At 60.7% G+C, this 17,631-nt stretch carries 18 protein-coding genes; 8 read left to right on the top strand and 10 right to left on the bottom strand.

All coding sequences use genetic code 11. The annotated features are described in order from the left end of the window. Window positions 1–216 precede the first annotated feature (216 nt). Complete coding sequence (locus HL657_RS13115) at window positions 217–657, top strand: NusA-like transcription termination signal-binding factor (RefSeq protein WP_317297261.1); 441 nt, start codon at window positions 217–219, stop codon at window positions 655–657. Beyond that, entirely contained in the window at window positions 650–943 is a 294-nt protein-coding gene (gene hisE, locus HL657_RS13120; protein ID WP_317297262.1) for a phosphoribosyl-ATP diphosphatase, read from the top strand. The genes HL657_RS13115 and hisE overlap by 8 nt, the downstream gene beginning before the upstream one ends. Before the next feature lie 47 nt (window positions 944–990). On the opposite strand, the gene HL657_RS13125 is transcribed toward hisE, so the two are convergent. From HL657_RS13125 to HL657_RS13155, 7 genes are all read right to left on the bottom strand, one after another. Then, window positions 991–1,437 (bottom strand): bifunctional nuclease family protein, encoded by a 447-nt coding sequence (locus tag HL657_RS13125; protein ID WP_317297263.1) that lies wholly within the window; start codon window positions 1,435–1,437, stop codon window positions 991–993. Window positions 1,438–1,483: 46 nt separating this feature from the next. After that, window positions 1,484–2,524: a lysylphosphatidylglycerol synthase transmembrane domain-containing protein gene (locus tag HL657_RS13130; RefSeq protein WP_317297264.1), complete on the bottom strand. Its 1,041-nt coding sequence runs from the start codon at window positions 2,522–2,524 to the stop codon at window positions 1,484–1,486. A gap of 235 nt (window positions 2,525–2,759) precedes the next feature. Next, window positions 2,760–3,329, bottom strand: coding sequence for a DUF357 domain-containing protein (locus HL657_RS13135; protein WP_317297265.1), 570 nt, complete (start codon window positions 3,327–3,329; stop codon window positions 2,760–2,762). Next, window positions 3,326–4,078, bottom strand: a complete 753-nt coding sequence (gene dph5 / locus HL657_RS13140) for a diphthine synthase (RefSeq protein ID WP_317297266.1) — start codon at window positions 4,076–4,078, stop codon at window positions 3,326–3,328. Before dph5 ends, HL657_RS13135 begins: the two co-directional genes overlap by 4 nt. Before the next feature lie 52 nt (window positions 4,079–4,130). Continuing rightward, a complete protein-coding gene (locus HL657_RS13145) occupies window positions 4,131–4,850 on the bottom strand; it encodes an RAD55 family ATPase (protein ID WP_317297267.1) in 720 nt (239 codons plus the stop codon). Between the two features lie 13 nt (window positions 4,851–4,863). Beyond that, window positions 4,864–6,714 (bottom strand): ferrous iron transport protein B, encoded by a 1,851-nt coding sequence (gene feoB, locus HL657_RS13150; RefSeq protein WP_317297268.1) that lies wholly within the window; start codon window positions 6,712–6,714, stop codon window positions 4,864–4,866. Continuing rightward, window positions 6,711–7,340 (bottom strand): metal-dependent transcriptional regulator, encoded by a 630-nt coding sequence (locus HL657_RS13155; RefSeq protein ID WP_317297269.1) that lies wholly within the window; start codon window positions 7,338–7,340, stop codon window positions 6,711–6,713. The genes feoB and HL657_RS13155 overlap by 4 nt, the downstream gene beginning before the upstream one ends. A 233-nt stretch (window positions 7,341–7,573) precedes the next feature. Here HL657_RS13155 and HL657_RS13160 point away from each other — a divergent pair, with 233 nt between their 5' ends. The 3 genes from HL657_RS13160 to HL657_RS13170 all read left to right on the top strand — a co-directional run bounded on the left by HL657_RS13160 (window position 7,574) and on the right by HL657_RS13170 (window position 10,478). Continuing rightward, entirely contained in the window at window positions 7,574–8,029 is a 456-nt protein-coding gene (locus tag HL657_RS13160; protein WP_317297270.1) for an ester cyclase, read from the top strand. Between the two features lie 179 nt (window positions 8,030–8,208). Further along, on the top strand, window positions 8,209–9,891 hold the full coding sequence (locus HL657_RS13165; protein ID WP_317297271.1) for a helix-hairpin-helix domain-containing protein: 1,683 nt from the start codon (window positions 8,209–8,211) through the stop codon (window positions 9,889–9,891). Then, window positions 9,888–10,478, top strand: coding sequence for an undecaprenyl diphosphate synthase family protein (locus tag HL657_RS13170; protein WP_317297278.1), 591 nt, complete (start codon window positions 9,888–9,890; stop codon window positions 10,476–10,478). Before HL657_RS13165 ends, HL657_RS13170 begins: the two co-directional genes overlap by 4 nt. An 89-nt stretch (window positions 10,479–10,567) precedes the next feature. On the opposite strand, the gene uppS is transcribed toward HL657_RS13170, so the two are convergent. Together uppS and HL657_RS13180 are read right to left on the bottom strand one after the other, a co-directional pair. Beyond that, window positions 10,568–11,347 carry a polyprenyl diphosphate synthase gene (uppS, locus tag HL657_RS13175; protein WP_317297272.1) on the bottom strand — a complete coding sequence of 260 codons (780 nt, stop codon included), beginning with the start codon at window positions 11,345–11,347 and terminating at the stop codon, window positions 10,568–10,570. Beyond that, on the bottom strand, window positions 11,347–12,357 hold the full coding sequence (locus tag HL657_RS13180) for a radical SAM protein (protein WP_317297273.1): 1,011 nt from the start codon (window positions 12,355–12,357) through the stop codon (window positions 11,347–11,349). The genes uppS and HL657_RS13180 overlap by 1 nt, the downstream gene beginning before the upstream one ends. Window positions 12,358–12,538: 181 nt before the next feature. Here HL657_RS13180 and HL657_RS13185 point away from each other — a divergent pair, with 181 nt between their 5' ends. Genes HL657_RS13185 through HL657_RS13195 form a run of 3 tightly spaced genes read left to right on the top strand, consistent with a single transcriptional unit; the run spans window position 12,539 to window position 15,872 of the window. After that, window positions 12,539–13,441: a DUF7289 family protein gene (locus HL657_RS13185; RefSeq protein WP_317297274.1), complete on the top strand. Its 903-nt coding sequence runs from the start codon at window positions 12,539–12,541 to the stop codon at window positions 13,439–13,441. 5 nt (window positions 13,442–13,446) lie between these two features. After that, the gene (locus HL657_RS13190; RefSeq protein WP_317297275.1) at window positions 13,447–14,244 is read left to right on the top strand and encodes a type IV pilin N-terminal domain-containing protein; all 798 of its coding nucleotides are present in this window, start codon (window positions 13,447–13,449) and stop codon (window positions 14,242–14,244) included. A 5-nt stretch (window positions 14,245–14,249) separates the two neighbouring features. Further along, the gene (locus HL657_RS13195; protein ID WP_317297276.1) at window positions 14,250–15,872 is read left to right on the top strand and encodes a PKD domain-containing protein; all 1,623 of its coding nucleotides are present in this window, start codon (window positions 14,250–14,252) and stop codon (window positions 15,870–15,872) included. Between the two features lie 226 nt (window positions 15,873–16,098). Here the strand turns inward: HL657_RS13195 and HL657_RS13200 are convergent, their stop codons facing one another. Next, window positions 16,099–17,277: a KamA family radical SAM protein gene (locus HL657_RS13200; RefSeq protein ID WP_317297277.1), complete on the bottom strand. Its 1,179-nt coding sequence runs from the start codon at window positions 17,275–17,277 to the stop codon at window positions 16,099–16,101. Between the last annotated feature and the right edge of the window lie 354 nt (window positions 17,278–17,631).

Below are 17,631 nucleotides of genomic sequence, written 5' to 3' on the forward strand. Positions count from 1 at the left end.
GGCCTTCGAGGAACGAACGCTGGTCGTCGGTAAGGGTAACGGTGTACTTGCTCTTCCCCATGAGAGTTGTATTCAACATGGAACAATATAATTGTTGTTATAAAAATGTGGGACAAAAGACACTAGACAGGCGCTTCCCGAATGTCCTGGGTACTCAGATATATATCCTCCCAGTGACTATATCATACCGCATCATTCCCATTGGGGACTGCTTCAATGATACGAACCATATGCTTTAAAGAGCGAAGATATATCGAAGAGTTGAGAATCCTTACCCGGGCGACCGCACTGGACTGCATCATCGACGAGCGCTTCGACCGCGTAGTATACCTCATAAAAGAAGGAGATATGGGTCTCGCTATCGGCCGGAAGGGAAACAATATCCGGAAGATGCAGCGGGTCCTCGGGAAACGCATCGAGATGGTCGAATATTCTCCCGAGATCGAGACGTTCACGCGAAACGCGTTTAAACCGGCAACGGTCCTCAGCATCAGGAAAAACGATGACGGAAGGCTCACGGTGTACATCGATACGAATGATCTCGGCATCGCCATAGGGAAAGGCGGATGCACCATCGAGAAGGCACGGCTCCTCCTCTCCCGGTACTTCGACACCGAACTCGGCGAGGTGCTCGCGGGAGTTGATGCCCATGCGTGACTGGCAGGTCCTCGAAGAAGTCTGGCAGGTCATCCAGGACCGGGCTGAGCACCCGTCTGCCGAGAGCTACGTCAGCTCCGTCCTGACCCACCGGAAGGGGGTCGACAAATCCCTCGAGAAGGTCGGTGAAGAGGCGGTCGAGTTCATCCTGGCCGCCAAGAACCAGGTCCCGGAGAGGACGGTCTCCGAAGCGGCCGACCTCCTCTTCCACCTTCTGGTGGCGCTCCGGGCATCGGACACCGACGTGGCCGACGTGCTCGACGAACTCGCTGCACGCCGGAAGTAACGTTCAACGGTTTTTCCCCGTGGCGGCTTCGGTACAGAGCCGGCCGCTCAAAGATATTCCTTCAGGTCCACCATCCTCGGGAGATCATCCTTCTTTACGGCCGCGGTCGCAACGACCGTATCCTCGATCATGATAGGAGCACGGTAGCGCAGAGCGATGGCTATACCGTCGCTCGGGCGGCAGTCCATGATCTCGGTGCGCGATCCCTGCCGCAGAAGGAGTTTGGCGTAAAAAACTCCCTCCTCCAGGGAATCGATGTGCAGGGAATCGAGAACTATCTCAAAATTCCGAAAGAGTTCGACGATGAGGTCGTGGGTGATGGGACGGGGAAGCATCTCGCTGTTGAGCGCATTGCTGATCGAGATCGCTTCCCAGAGCCCGACGTATATCGGTATCGTGCTGTCACCCCCGGCATCGAGGACGACGGTCGGCGCCGCTCCCATCTCGCTCACCGACATGAATACGCCCTGCACCCTGCAACTTTGAGCCGTCATGTGATCACCTGACATGAGTCTTCTGGCGTTTAAACCTTGGGGTCAATCACCGCTGTTTTCTGGCGCGGGCAAGAAACTCGCGCCGGACGATGACGAGACTCGAGAGCAGGCCGAGGAGGATGTTGAGATAGTAGAGGATCAGCCGCCAGAGGAGGACGAAGACGCCTACGATCGACGACGGGACGAAGAGACTGTAGAGCGACGTGGCCCCGAGTTCGGCAACGCCCGAGCCTCCGGGCGTGAGCGGAATCATCATGATGATGGCGATGATGAGCTGGACGACGAACGACTCGATGAAGTACGGCGGCTGCCCGAGACCCACAAGAAGCAGCGATGCAATGGCAAACTCCGAGAGCCAGAAGAGCGCCGTGAAGAGAAAGCCCCACACGAGGCCGCTCTTGCCGTGGTTCACGAACTTGACGAGACCCGTGTTGAAGTTGTCCACTTCCCGGTCGATCGCATCAAGCAGGTTTTCGAGCCGCTTTAAGTGCCAGCGCCGGTCGATCCACCTGGATATCCATTTAAGGGCTCGTTTGAGGTGGTCCGGGTTCTTCACCGAGTAGATGAAGACCAGCACAAAGAGGGTGACGGAGATCCAGGCGGCGTACATTACCAGGCTCACCCCGCTGATCCCCGAGGTGAGACTGTTCCAGTAATTGCCAAGGAAGAGTATAGCAAAGGCTCCTGAGGCCCCGAGAACGATCCCGTCGAGGATCCGTTCCATGACGACGACGGCGGTGGCGTCCCCGACCGGGACACCCGCCCGGTAAAGTTCGTGGACCCGGACCGGCTCGCCGCCGGCCTGCGACGGGGTGACCGCCGCAACGAGCATGTTCGCCAGCACCAGGTTCAGGCAGTGACTGAAACGAACCCGGTACCCGAGCGACCCCGACATCTTCTGGATACGGAACGCCCAGAACCCGAGCGAGACGATGTGGAGGAGAACAGCAAGGGCCAGATAGAGCGGGTTTACCCGGCTGAGGTACTCGACCGTCATCTCATCGACGGTGAAGTACAGGACACCCGCCATAACGAGAGCGCTAAAACTGATCGAGACGAGCAGCCACTTCCACTGAGATTTCTTCATGCTCTACGCTCCCGGGCCTGAGACCGGGCTTCGCAGACCCGGTCCCCCCGCTCCAGATCGGCATCCGCAGATCTTTTGCGGATTTTCGGGCAATTTCACGAGAAAAATACCCGAAATTGGTCTAACAAGGTATTGTGCGGCTACTATTTAACCATGATTTTATCGTAGACCGATAGGGCCCTGGATCTGCAGGAAATGGGGGCGACGGGGCCGCGACGTGTTTCCGCGCCAGCCCTTAGACGGTGAAGAGACCCCGTTCGCCGGTTATCCTGAACAGACCCGCCCGGATACCAGCATCGAGCCAGGCATACCCGTAGCTGAACCGGGCGAGGGCGCCGGCACGGTCACCCGCATCGAGGAGTTCTACGCCTTCCGCGTACCAGGACTGCGCCGTCGAACGGAGCGTCTCCGCCCCCGCATAGAGCGGACTTGCCTGGTCCGGACCCGTCTCGACCATCGAAAGGGCAGAGTCGAGCATCCGCCGGTAGCGGTGGGTCTTCTCGTCCAGATGGGCGCTCCGCGAGTCGGGGATGCACGCGTCAACCGGGTCCGGGGGGTGGGCGGCGAGCGGCTCGAGCAGCCCGAGGCGCGAGCCTGCGTCAAGCCAGCCGAGCCCATAGGCAAAGGCAGCGAGCGCGTTCACCACGTCACCCGTCCGGAGAAACACAACCCCGTCGCTGTGGTACGCCGTGGCCATCTCGACCACCTCATCGGCTACCCGGTAAAGGAGGGTCCCTTCCGGGACGGCGATCCAGGTCCGGGAGAGAGCCTCCAGATAAAGCACCCCGTACCCCTCAAGGTTCATAGGCCGGCGAACATCTCCAGGTACTCGCGCTCCATCGGGTGGAGCTCCGCCGGCACGGCGAGGATATGGAGCGGAGGCCCGAAGTCGGTCTCTTTGAGCTTCGCACCGGTTCCCGCAGCAACCGCCGGGTGATCCGATCCTGCCCGGGCGATGCCGACGTAGAGGTCGGGCGGCTCGATGCCGCGCTTCTGTGCCATCTCCTCAAGGATGGTGATCGCCTCCGGGATGCGCATGTAGCGGTCTTTCTGGATATCGAGATAGACGAGCGTATGAAGGTTGAGCGCGAGGTTCGCCGCGATCGTCTCGACGGGGGCCGTCGGAAACCAGCCCTTCGCGGGGAACGGCACCGAACAGGACTTCCCGAACCGGTAGTTCTGCAGGCCCGAGAGGCCCGAGACCGCGCTCGATATCGACGAGGCATGGATGATGGACGTCTCGATGCCGGCGGCGGCCGCACGCAGCCGGAGGTCGGCATGCGTCGTCGAGACCATGGGATCCCCCCCGGTCAGGACCACCACCCGGCCTTTTGCGGCACAATCAAGGATCTCGCGGGGGTTCTGCTCGACATCCTCCCGCGCGAGCACCCGGACCTCCTTCTCAAAGAACGCCTCCATGGCGGGAACGTCCGTTCCCATCAGCCGTGACGTATACGCCTCGAGAAAGACAGCATCAGCGCATTTGACGCATTCAAGGCCTTTTACCGATATATCCCCGAGGTCGTAGAGCCCGAGACCCACGAACGTCAGCATGGCGGGTCCGCTCCGAACGTGATAGCGAAAGCAGCCGGGCATGGTTTCATCGTCATCCCTCAACGGTCAGTGTTCCATCATCGTAGAAGTAACGGATCCAGGGGGTCGTCCTGCCATGAAGGCCGATGACGCGGAAGTCCCGCTCCACCGACTGCCTCCCGTCATCCGTCCTCACCTCGATGACCATGCTCATCAGTTGTTTGATCGTGGATATAGTCTGCTTATCAAACGACTCGCTATTGAGGACGTAAATGCCAATACCCTCCAGTTTCTTCACCCTGTTGGTGATGACGTGAAGGAACCTGAACGTCACCTCCAGTCGTGCATACATAAGAAGCGTCGAGATCGAGTTGAGGGAAAGCCGGATGGGCGGGGGCATCGGGCCCGGAGGATTGGCCATCACCCCCTCTTTCCACATATCTTCCACCATCCGGGAGAATTTGATCCCCATGCTGGTCAGGTCAAGAGGGCTCGTGACGAACTTTGCCTTTGTCGTGTCCTGCAGGGTGGGCACCGAACTCTTCGTGACTGCATCGATGATCCCGATCTGGCGCCTGCCCGCCCCGTACCTGCGGAACGCATCGACGACATCGGCGGTACGTTCGTCGGTCGAGATCGCAACCGTCCATTCTCCAGCCCGGGGACAGGCCAACCAGTATGCAAGGTGTTCCGCATAGGTCAGAGGCGGCGCCAGGATAAGGATGTTTGTGGCGGCCCGCAGGCCCCCATACTCCCTGTCGATCATCGGGATGCCGGTTTCGTAGGTGTACATCTTGTAACATTACTTATGACAGGAGATAGTGAATTAAGCCTCCGATCAGGAGCCCGAGCGCGACCGTATAGACCGTGATCGCGAGCGTGATCCGTGAGCCGACCTCACGCAGGAGGACCGTGATCGTCGCGAGGCAGGGGACAAAGAGAACGGTCACGACCGCGAATATGTAGAGCTGCAGCGACGAGAGCACCGCCCCGAGGTCGGCGGTGCCCGCGAGGATGGCAAGAGTCTCGAACGCCATCTCTTTTCGAAGGATCCCAAAGGCGAGCGCCGTCGCCGAGTAGCCGGGAAGGCCAAGGAGGGCCATGGTATACGGCTCCACAAGCGCTTCGAAGAACGTCATGACGCCGAAGAACTCGAGCAGCCCGAGGACGACACTTCCTGCAAGGAGGAGCGGCATCGCGATGAAGAGGAACTCCGAGAGGCGCGACCATGCCTTCTTCATCACCAGTTTTGGGTCCGGCCAGCGCAGCGGAACCATCTCCATGATCATCCCGAACCGCTCGCCGGGCGTCACACGGGAGAGGACGAGCCCGGTCGCGAGGATCAGGATAAAGACGATGGCGTACACGCTGAACGCCGCCCCGATACCGACGAAACTGGCCACAATCCCGGCGATGATGACGGTCCGGGCCGAGCAGGGGACCATCGTGACCAGGAACGAGGCAATGATCCGCTCCCGCCGGGAGCGCAGGAGCCGGATGCTCATGATAGCCGGCACGTTGCACCCGAACGCAAGGGTGAGGGGGATGACCGCCCCGCCGTGCATCCCGACCCGGTGCATCGCGTTGTCGGCGAGGAAGGCCGCCCGGGTCATGTACCCGGAGTCTTCGAGGACGGAGATGATGATATAGAAGAGGAAGACGTACGGGAACGCTATCCCGAGGCCTGCCTGGAGCGCGAGCAGGATGGCTCTCCCCAGTTCTTCGGCGAGCGGAGGGAGCCCGAGCGCGATGAACGGCTGCATCGCGTATACCTCGAAGAACTCCACGATCAGCCCCTCGAGGAACGAGCCTGCGATAAAGACAAAGAGGAGCATCCCGATCAGGATACCGAGCAGGATCGGCATTCCCGGAATCATCCGTGTCAGGATGCTGTCCGGGTCGGTCTGGGGGGGCTCTGTCTCCTCTTTTATGGTGAGATCGGCGATTTTGTGGGCGAAGTTGTGCCGGTTGGCCGCGATGATCTGGGCGACCGTCATCCGGTGCCGGGACTCGATCTCATCGGAGATCGTCCGCGCCGCCTCGAGCTGTTCCGGGTTATCGCCGAACCCGAGAAGCGCACGGACGCTCTCCTTCCGGTCGGCATCGAACATCTTCCCGAGGCTCCGGACGGCCGCCTCGATGTGGTGGTCGTACGGGATCTCGACCATCGACGGGCTCGAGGCAGCAAGAGCAGCCGGGATGATCCGGTCGATGTTCTTCCCCTGCGACGCCGCCGTCAGGATCACCTCGACACCGAGAAGGTCCTGGATCGGGCTGGGATCGATCTCAAGTCCCCGTTTTGCGGCCTCGTCGGCCATGTTGAGCACAACAACCATCGGGAGGCCGTACTCCGCCACCTGGAGGAGCAGGTAGAGGTTGCGTTCCAGGCGCGTGACGTTCACCACCACGATGACCGCATCGACGTCTTGCTGCTCCAGGAACCGGCGAACCAGGGTTTCTTCGTCTGAATGTCCTTCCAGCGAGTAGACGCCGGGCAGGTCCACGAGTTCGATGATCTCGCGCTGGAAACAGGTGTTGCCCCGTTGCAACTCGACGGTGGTTCCGGGGTAGTTGCTCACCTCCACCCCGAGGCCGGTGAGCTGGTTGAAGATCAGAGATTTACCCACAGTGGGGTTGCCGATCAGCGCAACCTTCATGGACACGACTCCACGATGATCGATCTCGCGATCTCGGGGCTGATGGCGATATCACACCCCTTCACCCTGACGACGACCGACTGGTTCGGGAGTTTGCGCCGGATCTGCACGATCTCGCCGGGGAAGATGCCGAGATCGAGCAGTCTCCGGTGCCGCCGGGGGCCGCGCATCATCGCCACCCGGACGGTATCGCCTTCCTTGCAGTCGAGCAGCGTGCAGTCCCACCCCCGGCAGCGTCCCAACCGCCCCGGCGGGGACCGGGCGCCGTCCATGTAGGAGGAGAGCCGGTCAATGGTCTCGTCGGATATCCCGTGCTCGAGCGTGCAGGCCTCCTTGTTCGCCGCATCCGCATCGACGCCGAGCATCTCCGTCAAAAAACACTGCAGGACATGGTGTTTCCGGGCCACCTGTGACGCCACCGACAAACCCTTCCCGGTCAGCCGGACGGCGTCGCCATCTGTCCGCTCCAGGTAGCCTTCTTCGACCAGGGAGGCGATGGTCGTCCCGGCGACCTCCTTCCCGGAATCGAGGGCCGCCGCTATTTCATCCAGTGTCGCCGACCGCTCGCCGTTTTCCGTGATCGTGAGGATTGCTTCAAGATAATCCTCAAGCGTGGAAGGAAGCATGCTACAATTTCTTTTACTTCTACAAGTTTATGGATTTGGGTAGTGCTATCGGGATCAGAGCGCGATACGGGGAGAGGTGTGCCATGTCGTGGCAGGGACTGAGATTCCTGCCCGCCCTAAGAGCGGCGGGCTATAACCTATCCGATTGGAACCAGGAGTGCTGGAAACGGATGCCCACACGATGAGAACAACCGTTAAGTACCAGGGATGGAGTCAAGGAGGAGTGGTGCTCCATGTCACTGGAAGAGAATAAGGCAACTGTTCGCAGGTTTATCGAAGCCTATAACAACCGAAACCTGGATCTGTTCGACGACCTGGTAGCTCCGGATTACGTTGACCACACCCATCAGCAACAGGGCCGGGAGAGTTTCAAACAACTCTTTACGCTGGCTTTCGACGCCTTTCCCGACTGGCATGAACATATCGAGGATATCATTGCCGAAGGGGACAGGGTGTGGGTTTGTGTTAACGCTACGGGGACCCATACCGGCGAATGGAATCTTTCCGGGGTTCCGCTACCACCTACCGGCAAGAAAGTAGCAATGACGATGGTCTTCATCTGGCGCATAGTTGGCGGCAAACTTGCAGAGGGGTGGGAGGTCGATGAGGACCGGGGTTTCCTCAAACAACTGGGCGTCATCGAATACACGGAAACAGGAAAGAAACTCTTTCCGGAAAATGCCGGTTAGGGGACGTATCTTTCATGCACGCTTCCTGCCGGAGCCGGGGTCGCGGGCATTTCCCGCCCTCTGGTGAGGAACGCACCTCCATCTTTCCGGAGACGAACCCTCGCGACCAGTGACGCATCTCGTGCAGATGCACCCGACAAGCATCAAGGCCTATATGCTTTTGAGGCTGATCGGTGATCATGGAGACCCCGGGAAGGCAGGCCACGAACAGGGATATTGCCGAACGGCTCGCGTTCATGGCCCGCCTGCTCGGGATCGCGGGGGAGGACCGGTACCGGCTCGCCGCCTACGAGCGGGCGGCGCGGCAGATCGACCGCCTCTCCTTCCCGGTTGCCGGACTCGATGAGGAAGAACTCACCCGTATCCCGGGGATAGGAGACCGGATTGCCGGACAGATCCACGAGATCGCCGCCACCGGGACGTTTGGGGAACTCGTAGGCCTGCAGGCAACCCTCCCGGGGTCGCTCGTCGAACTGCTCGATATACCCGGGGTGGGCCCCCGGACCCTGCACGTCCTCTATAAGAGGCTCGGCATCCAGTCTCTGGATGACCTGGAGCAGGCGGTGAAGGGCCACCGGATCAGGGCGCTTCCCGGGTTCGGCGCAAAGAAGGAGAGGGCGATCAGCAGGGGCATCAGGCAGTTCCGCCAGAGGTCGGACCGGATGACCCGCCCACAGGCTGACGGTGTGCTCGCGAGCGTTGCAGCGCTCTTTATGGACGGAGAATACGTGGCCGCAGGGAGTTACCGACGGGGGTCGAGTACCATCGGCAGGCTTGAGATCGTCGCCGCAGAGGACCGGGACGCCCTCGCAGACCACCTATCCTCCGCCGGTACAGTCACCCGCGAGAGCGCTGAACGGATCTCGCTCTCGGTTGCCGGCGCCGAAGTGAACGTCCGGTTCACCGAAACCGGCCGGTGCGGCACCGCGCTCCTCTGCGCCACCGGCTCTTGCGGGTTCCTGGCCCGGCTCGGCGAGGTGGCGTTCGCACGGGGTTACCGTCTCGGGCCCGATGGTCTCCAGGACACTTCAAACGGCCGGCTGCACACGTTTTCGAGCGAGGAGGAGGTCTTTTCGTTCCTCGGGATGGCGGCAATTCCGCCGGAGTTGCGCGAAGACCGGGGCGAGATCGACCTCGCCCTCCAGAACGCTCTCCCCGACCTTGTCGATCTATCCGACGTGCGGGGAGACCTCCACGCCCATACCACCTGGAGCGACGGCCGCCAGTCGCTCGATAACGTGGCAGAGGCAGGAGACGCCCGTGGCTACGAATACATCGTGATCACCGATCACTCCTCACGGGTGAGGCCTGAAGCCCTTGCAAAGCAGCAGGCCGAGATTGAGCGGACCAACCGGCGGCACACCTGCCGGCTCCTCGCCGGGAGCGAGGTGGATATCAAAAGCGACGGCACCCTCGGGTATGAAAACAGGGTCCTTGCCGATCTCGACGTGGTGATCGCGTCGGTCCACTCGGGGTTTGCCCAGGACCAGGACGTCCTGACCCGGCGTGTGCTCACCGCAATGGAGAACGAGCACGTCGATATCGTCGGCCACCCCACCGGACGCCTGATCGGCCGCAGACCGGCGTATGCCGTCGACCTTCTCCGCGTCATGAAGCATGCGGCTGAGACGGGGACCGCCCTTGAGATCAACGCGTCGCCCCACCGCCTCGACCTTGAGGATATTTATATCTGGCACGCGAAAAAAGAAGGAGTGAAACTGGCCGCAGGAACTGATGCCCACAGAAGTGGCGAATTTGCAAATATGCGTTACGGTATTTTACTGGCACGCCGGGGCTGGTGTACCCCGGATGACATCATAAATACCCTCTCCCTATCCGCGCTGCTGGAGTGGGCGTCATGATCTACCGGCTCTACGAGAAGATCCTCCTCCGCGACCTCCGCACGCTCCCCGAGCACATCTGCTTCATGATCACCGAGCAGGATATGCTCGATGCCCCGGACAACCTCTTCCTTACCGCCCAGTGGTGCCATGAACTCGGGATCGGCAGTGCCATGTTCCACATCAGCACCGCCGATCCGGCCCGGCTGGAACGGTGCCTCCCGATGATCCGCACGGTCTCCTCGATCGCGCGCCTGACCCTGCACTACCGGGACGAAAAGGAGGTCAGCGGCGAAGGCATGGACGTGACGGTGGCGATCGGCAAAAGCGGCCGGGAGGAGATCGCCGGCTGCGTGAGAAGGATGGCTGAGGACGGCGTGAACCCGGAATCGGTCGACGAAGATCTGCTAGAGTCGTACCTCACCTTCAACTACGAGCCGGACCTCGTCATCAAGACGGGCGGCGACCACCTGACCGACTTCCTCATCTGGCAGTCGGTCTACTCCGAACTCTTCTTCCTCGACGTCAACTGGGCCCTGCTCCGGAAAGTGGATTTTCTGCGAGCGCTCCGGGACTTCCAGTCAAGGGCGCGCCGGTTCGGACGGTAACGCTTCGCGATTCGGACCTGTAGTGCTCATGCTCCTGCCCTTCGGCCAGTCGCACTTCGCGTGAAGCCACGTCGGCGTGGAGGTAACCCTCACGCCCGCCGGTCCGTACGCTCCTTAAGCAGCATGCGCTGGTCGTAGACCCGCATTGCCCGCAAAAGATCGATCTTCCTGAACGCCGGCCAGTAGGGGGCGCAGAAGTAGACGGCTGACTCGTGGCCGTTCGCGAGCCAGGGGAGGAAGTTGGACGTCCGGTAGTCGTTGCCGGTGCGGATGATCAGGTCGACGGGAGGTATGGGCGCTCCCCGGTGAAGGTGGGCTTCAACGGTCGCGGGGTCGATCGCCGCGGGATTGATGGCCCCCCGCTTGACCCCTTCGAGGATGGAACGGGCGGCGTGCACGATCTCGTTCCGACCGCCGTAGGCGAGCGCGACGTTGATGTAGTAATCAGCATACTCCTGCGTCGCCTTCTCCGCCGCATCGATCGTCGCGAGGAGGTCGTCGGGGAGGAGAGACCGGTCACCGATCATCTGCACCCGGATATGGTTCCGGTGCACCCGCTCGTCTTTGAGGATCGCGCGGAACTTCTCCTGGAAGAGCGCAAAAAGCGACGTGAGCTCCTCCCTATCCCTCCGGAAGTTCTCGGTGGAGAAGGTGTAGAGCGTGGTGTATCGCACGCCGAGATCGCACGCCCAGTCGAGGAACTCCTCTGTGGTGTCCGCCCCGCGCCGGTGCCCGAACGCTGTTTCGAGCCCCTGGTTCCGGGCAAACCGGCGGTTTCCGTCCTGGATCACCGCAACGTGCCGGGGGATGTGCTTCACCTGCCACTGCAGGTAACGCTCGTAGAGAGGCTCAATCCTCGATCGCAGCATCAGAGTGGCGTCACCTCGACCACCATGCCACCGTTCGGGTAGCGTTCGACGACATACTTCTTACCCGGCAGCCCGGTGCCGTGCTCGGCAAGCACCCACCACGCCATCTCGATCCTTCCGTCACAGACCGCATACTCATCCTCGTCAAACCCCTCCAGGAACGCATCGACAGGGCCCGCCGCCTCAAGCACCCCATACACGACCGTCCCGTCATCCGTCACCTCTTCGAACGGACGCGCAGTATTGGCAGCGATCCGTTTTAATCGTTCCCGTAGCTGGACCGAGTCCTTGAAGGCCGACGAGCAGAAGTGCACTTTAGGATCGAGAGAGAGTTTCTCCGCCCACTGACGGGCGCCCAGCACGGCGTTATGCACCCCGTCCTCGGGCTCGAGCCCGCGTTTGCGCATGGCATCGGCACAGGTCTCCCCCCACTCCAGCTCGTTGATGTTGAGGAAATCGAGAAGCGGGAGGGCTGCGGCAAGGTTCTCGATTCCCGGGAGCGCCGGCACCTCGATGCCTATCAGAAAGCCCATGTTCCGGGCGAGGACGGCAGAGCGGGCGAAGTCGGTCTCGAGGATGCATGGCCAGGACTCGTGAGGAGGGTGCAGCCGGATCTCGTCGACCAGCCCCTGCAGGCGCCGGAGCATGGGTTCGTCCGGCGCAAGGCCGGTGTAGAGGTGGATCTGGTGGTCCGGGCCGAAGTGCTCCTTGAGAGCAGCCGCGTACTCCACCACCCGGTCGGGTTCGAGCAGCGGCTCGCCGCCGGTGATGCCGGTCCCGAGAGCGCTCATGCTCTCCGCCACTTCGATGGCCTCGAACGGCGACGAGACTTTCCGTTCATTTGCAAACACTACGTCCCGGCCTTTCCGCTCGCGCGAGAGCGGGCAGTACCAGCAGGCGCGATGACACCGGCCGGTCACGAAGAGGACCATCTTTGCTCCCTGTTGGCAGAGGACGCATCCCGGAGAGAGGAACCGCCCGCCGGAGGGTATCCCCGACTCCTGTGGCATATTGTAGTATATATGGGCAGGCAGAGGTGAAAAGGTTTGATGGTGCGGAGAAGAGAGGCAAAGAGGCTCAGCACGGACAGGAGGGTGGCAGATATCCACCGGTTTTGGGTTTTCCCGGCGGAACGCCGATGATGGAGAACAATAGGTACATATAGCCACTGCACAGAGAATTATCTTAACAATGCCGTCCTCCGCACGTGACGACGGCCTCTCGGAGGTTGTTGGTTTCGTTCTGCTCCTCGCCGTGATCGTTGTAGCGCTCTCGCTGTACCAGGTCTACGGCGTGCCGGCGGTCGGGCGCGAGAACGAGATCGCGCACATGAACCAGGTGAAGGACCGGTTCGTGGATTATAAGATTGCTCTCGACTCGCTGTGGGTGAACAACAGGCACGGGGTGCTCCTCTCGACGGCCTTCGACCTCGGCACGGGTGCGCCGGCGACCGCAGGCAGCGCCTTCTCGCTTCCCATCCTCAACCCCGCGGGGTCGGGGGGAACGGTCTCGGTGAAGAGCGGCGGGGCCAGTCTGACGATTGAGCCCGAGGGGGGGAGCCCGGTGACCATCCCCCTCGGCAACCTCACCTACCGGTCCTCGAACAACTACTGGGTGGACCAGACCTGGACCTACCAGATGGGCGCGGTCTTCCTCTCCCAGGAGGGGGGGACGACGGTCCGGGTCGGGCCGTCGATCGCGGTGGCGAAGACGAGGGACGATAATATCAGCCTCACCGTAGCCCCGATCCGGATCGAGGGCTCGGACATGATCGCGGGGTCGGGGCCGATGCGGATCGAGACCAGGATGCGCTTGAGCAATACGTCTTCCGTTGACGGGGTCTATGACCGGGTGAACCTGACCATCGAGGCGAACGACGCTGACGATGTAGCCTGGAAGAGGGCGTTCGACGAGGTCCGGCAGAGGGCGAAGGATGAGAATGTCACCTCGCTGCCCACGCCCGAGTTGTTTGACGGGAACAAGAGTGTCAGGCTCACCATCAAGCCGGAGGCAGACGACAAGAAAGTATTCCTCAGCGTGTATCCGGCGAACTACACGGTGACAATCCATAACGCGGCGTCCCTGGTGGAGTAATCGATATGAGACAGCATCCCGGTGAAGAAGGAGTCTCCGAGGTGATAGGGGTCATGCTCCTGGTCGGCCTGACCGTCCTTGGAGTTGCGATCGTGGCTATAGTCTTTCTCTCCGACTCCCAGCCCGAAGAAATACCCCGCGCAGCCATTGTCGCGGGGAACAGGAGCGACAGCTTCGCCCTCGTCCACGAAGGGGGCGATCCTCTCAGGGCAGGGGAATACCGGATCTACGTCGATACCGGGGATGGCCTCGTTGACAGGACGGGTGAATTCACCGGACAGGAGGATGGAGTCTGGTTGATCGGGGAAACGTTAGTCTATGACGGGTCGGGGACACCGGAGAGAGTGGTCGTGACCGCAGGATCAGGTGGCAGCGAAACGATCCTTGCAGAACCGGACTTCGTGGGAGAGGGAGAGACAGAATTCTCCCCGGACCCGGTGGAGCCGGGAGTGACAGAGACCCCGACTCCAACGCCTGAGAGTATCGTGACCATCGATCTTGGAGAAGTGCCGGCGAACGATGCAGAAATCTTTGCCACGATCACATCGAACCAGACAGAGTACGTCCATATGATCCTCTATAATTACGACGAAATGCCCACAGCAGGGAAGGAACTTCCCGGAGGTAGATTCACGGCTCTCAGGATGACTCCTGGTGAGGTCGAAGACCTCTACACATCAGGAAAACTCAACATTAATAGCATAGGATCCGCGGGCGATACTATCGCAGTAGTGGTCATTGCATACGATGAAAACGACACTCCCATTGCATCGCTGACCGAGATGGGAACCCTGCAGGGGTAAATGAAATGCCCAACGACACCGCCGTCTCCGACCTCATCGCCGTTGTGGCGCTCATCGCCATCTTCGTGACAGCGGCGGCGATCGTCTGGGTGGCGCTCCTCTCCAGCCCCCCGGGCGATGCGGCACCCGCGATGATCGCCCGCAGTGTTGTGGGAGAGGACAGCAAACTCTACATCTACCACGACGGCGGCGACCCTCTCGAACGGGAGCGCTTCGCGATCCGCGTCGACGGTGTCGACCGAACGGATGACGTCATCCTCATCAATGCATCAGGCATCGAATACGCGCCCGGTACCTGGACAACGTGGAAGACCGGGGAGGCTCTCGTGCTCGATGATGGCATGTTTGATGCTGAAGGTCCCTGGGTCCAGATCACCGGAGAGGGCGTGGGCCGCATCGGGAGCGACTGGCTCCTCCACGATATAGGAGAGGGTACGCCTACACCAACACAGACCCCAACGCCTACACCAACACTGACCCCAACGCCTACACCAACACTGACCCCAACGCCTACACCGGTGCCCCTTGTCGCGGACTTCACCGCTAACGTCACCTCCGGCCCCGCACCGCTCACCGTCGCGTTCACCGATACATCCACAGGAGGGCCGACCTCATGGCTCTGGGACTTCGGGGACGGCAACACGTCGACCGTGCAGAACCCGGTCCACACCTACGAGAGCCCCGGCAACTACTCCGTGACGTTGACCGTGAGCAATGCCTTCGGGACGAGCACCCTTACGAAACCGGACTATATCCGGGTTACGAAGTCCTTCGTCAACTTCATCATCGACGAAAATGTCGTCATCTACGGCAACGCTCTCACATTCAAGGGTGATAGTGTCGACGGCCCCGGCGCAACCATCGTCATCACCGAAGGGCTGGATACGAGCGACTTCAACGAAGGTGCCTCCATCGCCGTATCGGACATCTACATCGACGGCGACGTTACCCTCAATGGCGGGAGCGCCGGCCTCGGGTCGCCAGAAGATCCCGGGTCCATCTACGTCAACGGGAACCTCGAGTTATGGGTGGGAACAAGGGACATCTACGGCGACGTCTACGTCGCCGGCAACTTCGACCTGAAAGACGCACGGATCCACGATGATGTCTACGTCGACGGAGATCTCACCCTGGGCAACACCCCCTGGATTGCAGACGATGCACGCATTTACTACACAGGTACGTTCACACATCCCCCAACGATGAGCCAGACGATTCTGGACAAGTGCATCCATCAGGCAACGGTGCCGGGATTCACCATGCCAGACCAGGAGCTACCCACCACGAAACCCGCTGACTGGTATGCATCAAAAGGGTATGTCTCAGGCGGAGAACTGACGAGCAACCTGAAGGTATTTGCCGACAGTTACGCCTCCACACCCTGGAGGCCCACCGCAACCGATGTCGTCATCATCGCACGCACCGGCGATATAACCATAACAGGGATGGGAGGGAGCAGTGTAACCGGCGTCTTCTTCGCCCCCAACGGGAAGATAACGTTTAGCGGTGCCGCACTTGAGGGAGTCGCCATCGCCCGCGACGGGTTCTTCGTCGAGAGCGGCGGAACGACGGTCACCTTCAGGAACCTTGAGGAGTATATCGCCGATCCTGCGGACTACCCGTTCTGAAGGATAACAACAGGGCCGGACACAGGCCCGATCCCCCTGTTCCGGCATCCGCCCTGGAACCGCGTGGTTATAGGTGCCGGCGATCGTACGCAGCCGCGCCGTGGGAGAGATTGTCAGGGTGGGCACCGGTTCAGTGCTTTATGGGCACCGACCTCCAAAAGGGGCAGACATGGCCAGGATAGAAAAGGTGGGGACAAGACACTCCGCGGTCGCCCCAAAAACGGGTCTACACCAGGCCGTCCGGCCCCCTCACCCTCCCCTCGTCCACTAACTCCGTGTAGTCGTCGAACCAGTAAGCCTCCGGGTTGCTTTTGTAGACCATGAACCGCCCCCGGTCCGCCGGGTCTGCCGCCTGGTTGAATTTGAAATACGTGTATCTGTCGGTCTTCCCGAGAACCTCGATCTTCCCCGTCGCATGGGATATCACGAACCGGGCCCGCTTCGCAAGTCCTGAACAGATCGTCCGGGCCTGCTCGAAGATCCGGTAAGACTCCTCCACCGGCACCGCAAACGTCCGGTTGCCGACCGTAGGACGGCACTGGAAGACATAGTAGGGACTCGCACCGATGAACGAGAGTTTATCGAAGAGCGACGCAAGCACCTCCGGGTCGTCGTTGATGCCGCGGATCAGGGGCGTCTGGTTCATGACGACCGCTCCGGCTTCCTGCAGGAGAGCGACCGCCCGGCATGCGGCGTCGGTCAGTTCCCTCGGATGGGTGAACTGCGCCATGATGTAAATGCGCTTCTCGTTCAGGCTGTAGTCCCGGATCATATCTAGCAGCGCGGGATCGTTCGTTATCCGGAAGGGGTCGTATGCCGGCATCTTCGTGCCGATCCGGATGATCTCAACGTGTTCGATCTCCCGAAGCTGCCGGACGATATCGAGCAGCCGACCGGTCTCGAGGATCAGGGGATCGCCCCCCGTGAGCAGGACGTTGGTGATCTCGGGGTGGTCCCGGATGTAGGCAAGCCCTTCGGAGATGTCCTTATTCACCTCGCGCGCATCCTCAATGAAGAGGCGCTTGCGGAAACAGTAGCGGCAGAGGCCGCCGCAGAGGTCGCTGACCAGCAGGAGTGCGGTCTCCCGGTACTTGTGCTGCAGCCCCGGCGCCCGGGTGTACCGGTGCTCCGATGACGGGTCAAGGTGCCCCCAGGGCTCGAGCTCTTCAAGAGTCGGTACGATCAATCGCCGGATAGGATCGGTCGGGTCATCCCAGTCGATCAGCGAGAGATAGTAATCGTTCGAGCGGAACGCAAAGAGTTCCATCACCTGTGCAAGGTCGGCACACTCATCTGCATCGATACCGGGGATTGCATCGAGCGATGATATATAGATAGGATTTTTCGTGCCGTTTATCGGGTTCGCGGTATCGTCGATCGGATTTTGGATATACGTTGTGTTCATGCGGATACCTCCAGGTCGACACTCTCCAGTGCAGGAGACAATACGCAACCGTCGGGGACCGCTGCATGAAAGCGGAGATCAAGAAGGGGATCCGATCTGCGCAAAGGGTTCATGAGAGTTTCACGCTCTCATACAGGAAACCATCGCTCCGACGTGCGTCATTGAGTGTCGGATTACGTTTGTACCTGAAAAAGGGTTCCTGGAATATTTATAATTTCGGTTGGGGATGCTGTGTTGCATAATCCCTATGATGCTTGTCCTCCTGCCAGAGCCAGCATTCTATTATAGCAGTTCACCTTCATCCGGATTTCACGAAACATGCCCTCCTGAGATGTCGCCTGTACTCCTTCCCCG

It is taken from the genome of Methanoculleus nereidis, from assembly GCF_032944295.1.
GTDB lineage: Archaea > Halobacteriota > Methanomicrobia > Methanomicrobiales > Methanoculleaceae > Methanoculleus > Methanoculleus nereidis.

Coding starts and splice junctions, on each gene's coding strand:
- HL657_RS13115 (WP_317297261.1), top strand. CDS start 217: ATGATACGAACCATATGCTTTAAAGAGCGAAGATATATCGAAGAGTTG.
- HL657_RS13190 (WP_317297275.1), top strand. CDS start 13,447: ATGAGACAGCATCCCGGTGAAGAAGGAGTCTCCGAGGTGATAGGGGTC.
- HL657_RS13195 (WP_317297276.1), top strand. CDS start 14,250: ATGCCCAACGACACCGCCGTCTCCGACCTCATCGCCGTTGTGGCGCTC.
- HL657_RS13155 (WP_317297269.1), bottom strand. CDS start 7,340: ATGCTTCCTTCCACGCTTGAGGATTATCTTGAAGCAATCCTCACGATC.
- feoB (WP_317297268.1), bottom strand. CDS start 6,714: ATGAAGGTTGCGCTGATCGGCAACCCCACTGTGGGTAAATCTCTGATC.
- hisE (WP_317297262.1), top strand. CDS start 650: ATGCGTGACTGGCAGGTCCTCGAAGAAGTCTGGCAGGTCATCCAGGAC.
- uppS (WP_317297272.1), bottom strand. CDS start 11,347: ATGCTGCGATCGAGGATTGAGCCTCTCTACGAGCGTTACCTGCAGTGG.
- HL657_RS13165 (WP_317297271.1), top strand. CDS start 8,209: ATGGAGACCCCGGGAAGGCAGGCCACGAACAGGGATATTGCCGAACGG.
- HL657_RS13200 (WP_317297277.1), bottom strand. CDS start 17,277: ATGAACACAACGTATATCCAAAATCCGATCGACGATACCGCGAACCCG.
- dph5 (WP_317297266.1), bottom strand. CDS start 4,078: ATGCTGACGTTCGTGGGTCTCGGGCTCTACGACCTCGGGGATATATCG.
- HL657_RS13130 (WP_317297264.1), bottom strand. CDS start 2,524: ATGAAGAAATCTCAGTGGAAGTGGCTGCTCGTCTCGATCAGTTTTAGC.
- HL657_RS13145 (WP_317297267.1), bottom strand. CDS start 4,850: ATGTACACCTACGAAACCGGCATCCCGATGATCGACAGGGAGTATGGG.
- HL657_RS13185 (WP_317297274.1), top strand. CDS start 12,539: ATGCCGTCCTCCGCACGTGACGACGGCCTCTCGGAGGTTGTTGGTTTC.
- HL657_RS13125 (WP_317297263.1), bottom strand. CDS start 1,437: ATGACGGCTCAAAGTTGCAGGGTGCAGGGCGTATTCATGTCGGTGAGC.
- HL657_RS13170 (WP_317297278.1), top strand. CDS start 9,888: ATGATCTACCGGCTCTACGAGAAGATCCTCCTCCGCGACCTCCGCACG.
- HL657_RS13135 (WP_317297265.1), bottom strand. CDS start 3,329: ATGAACCTTGAGGGGTACGGGGTGCTTTATCTGGAGGCTCTCTCCCGG.
- HL657_RS13160 (WP_317297270.1), top strand. CDS start 7,574: ATGTCACTGGAAGAGAATAAGGCAACTGTTCGCAGGTTTATCGAAGCC.
- HL657_RS13180 (WP_317297273.1), bottom strand. CDS start 12,357: ATGCCACAGGAGTCGGGGATACCCTCCGGCGGGCGGTTCCTCTCTCCG.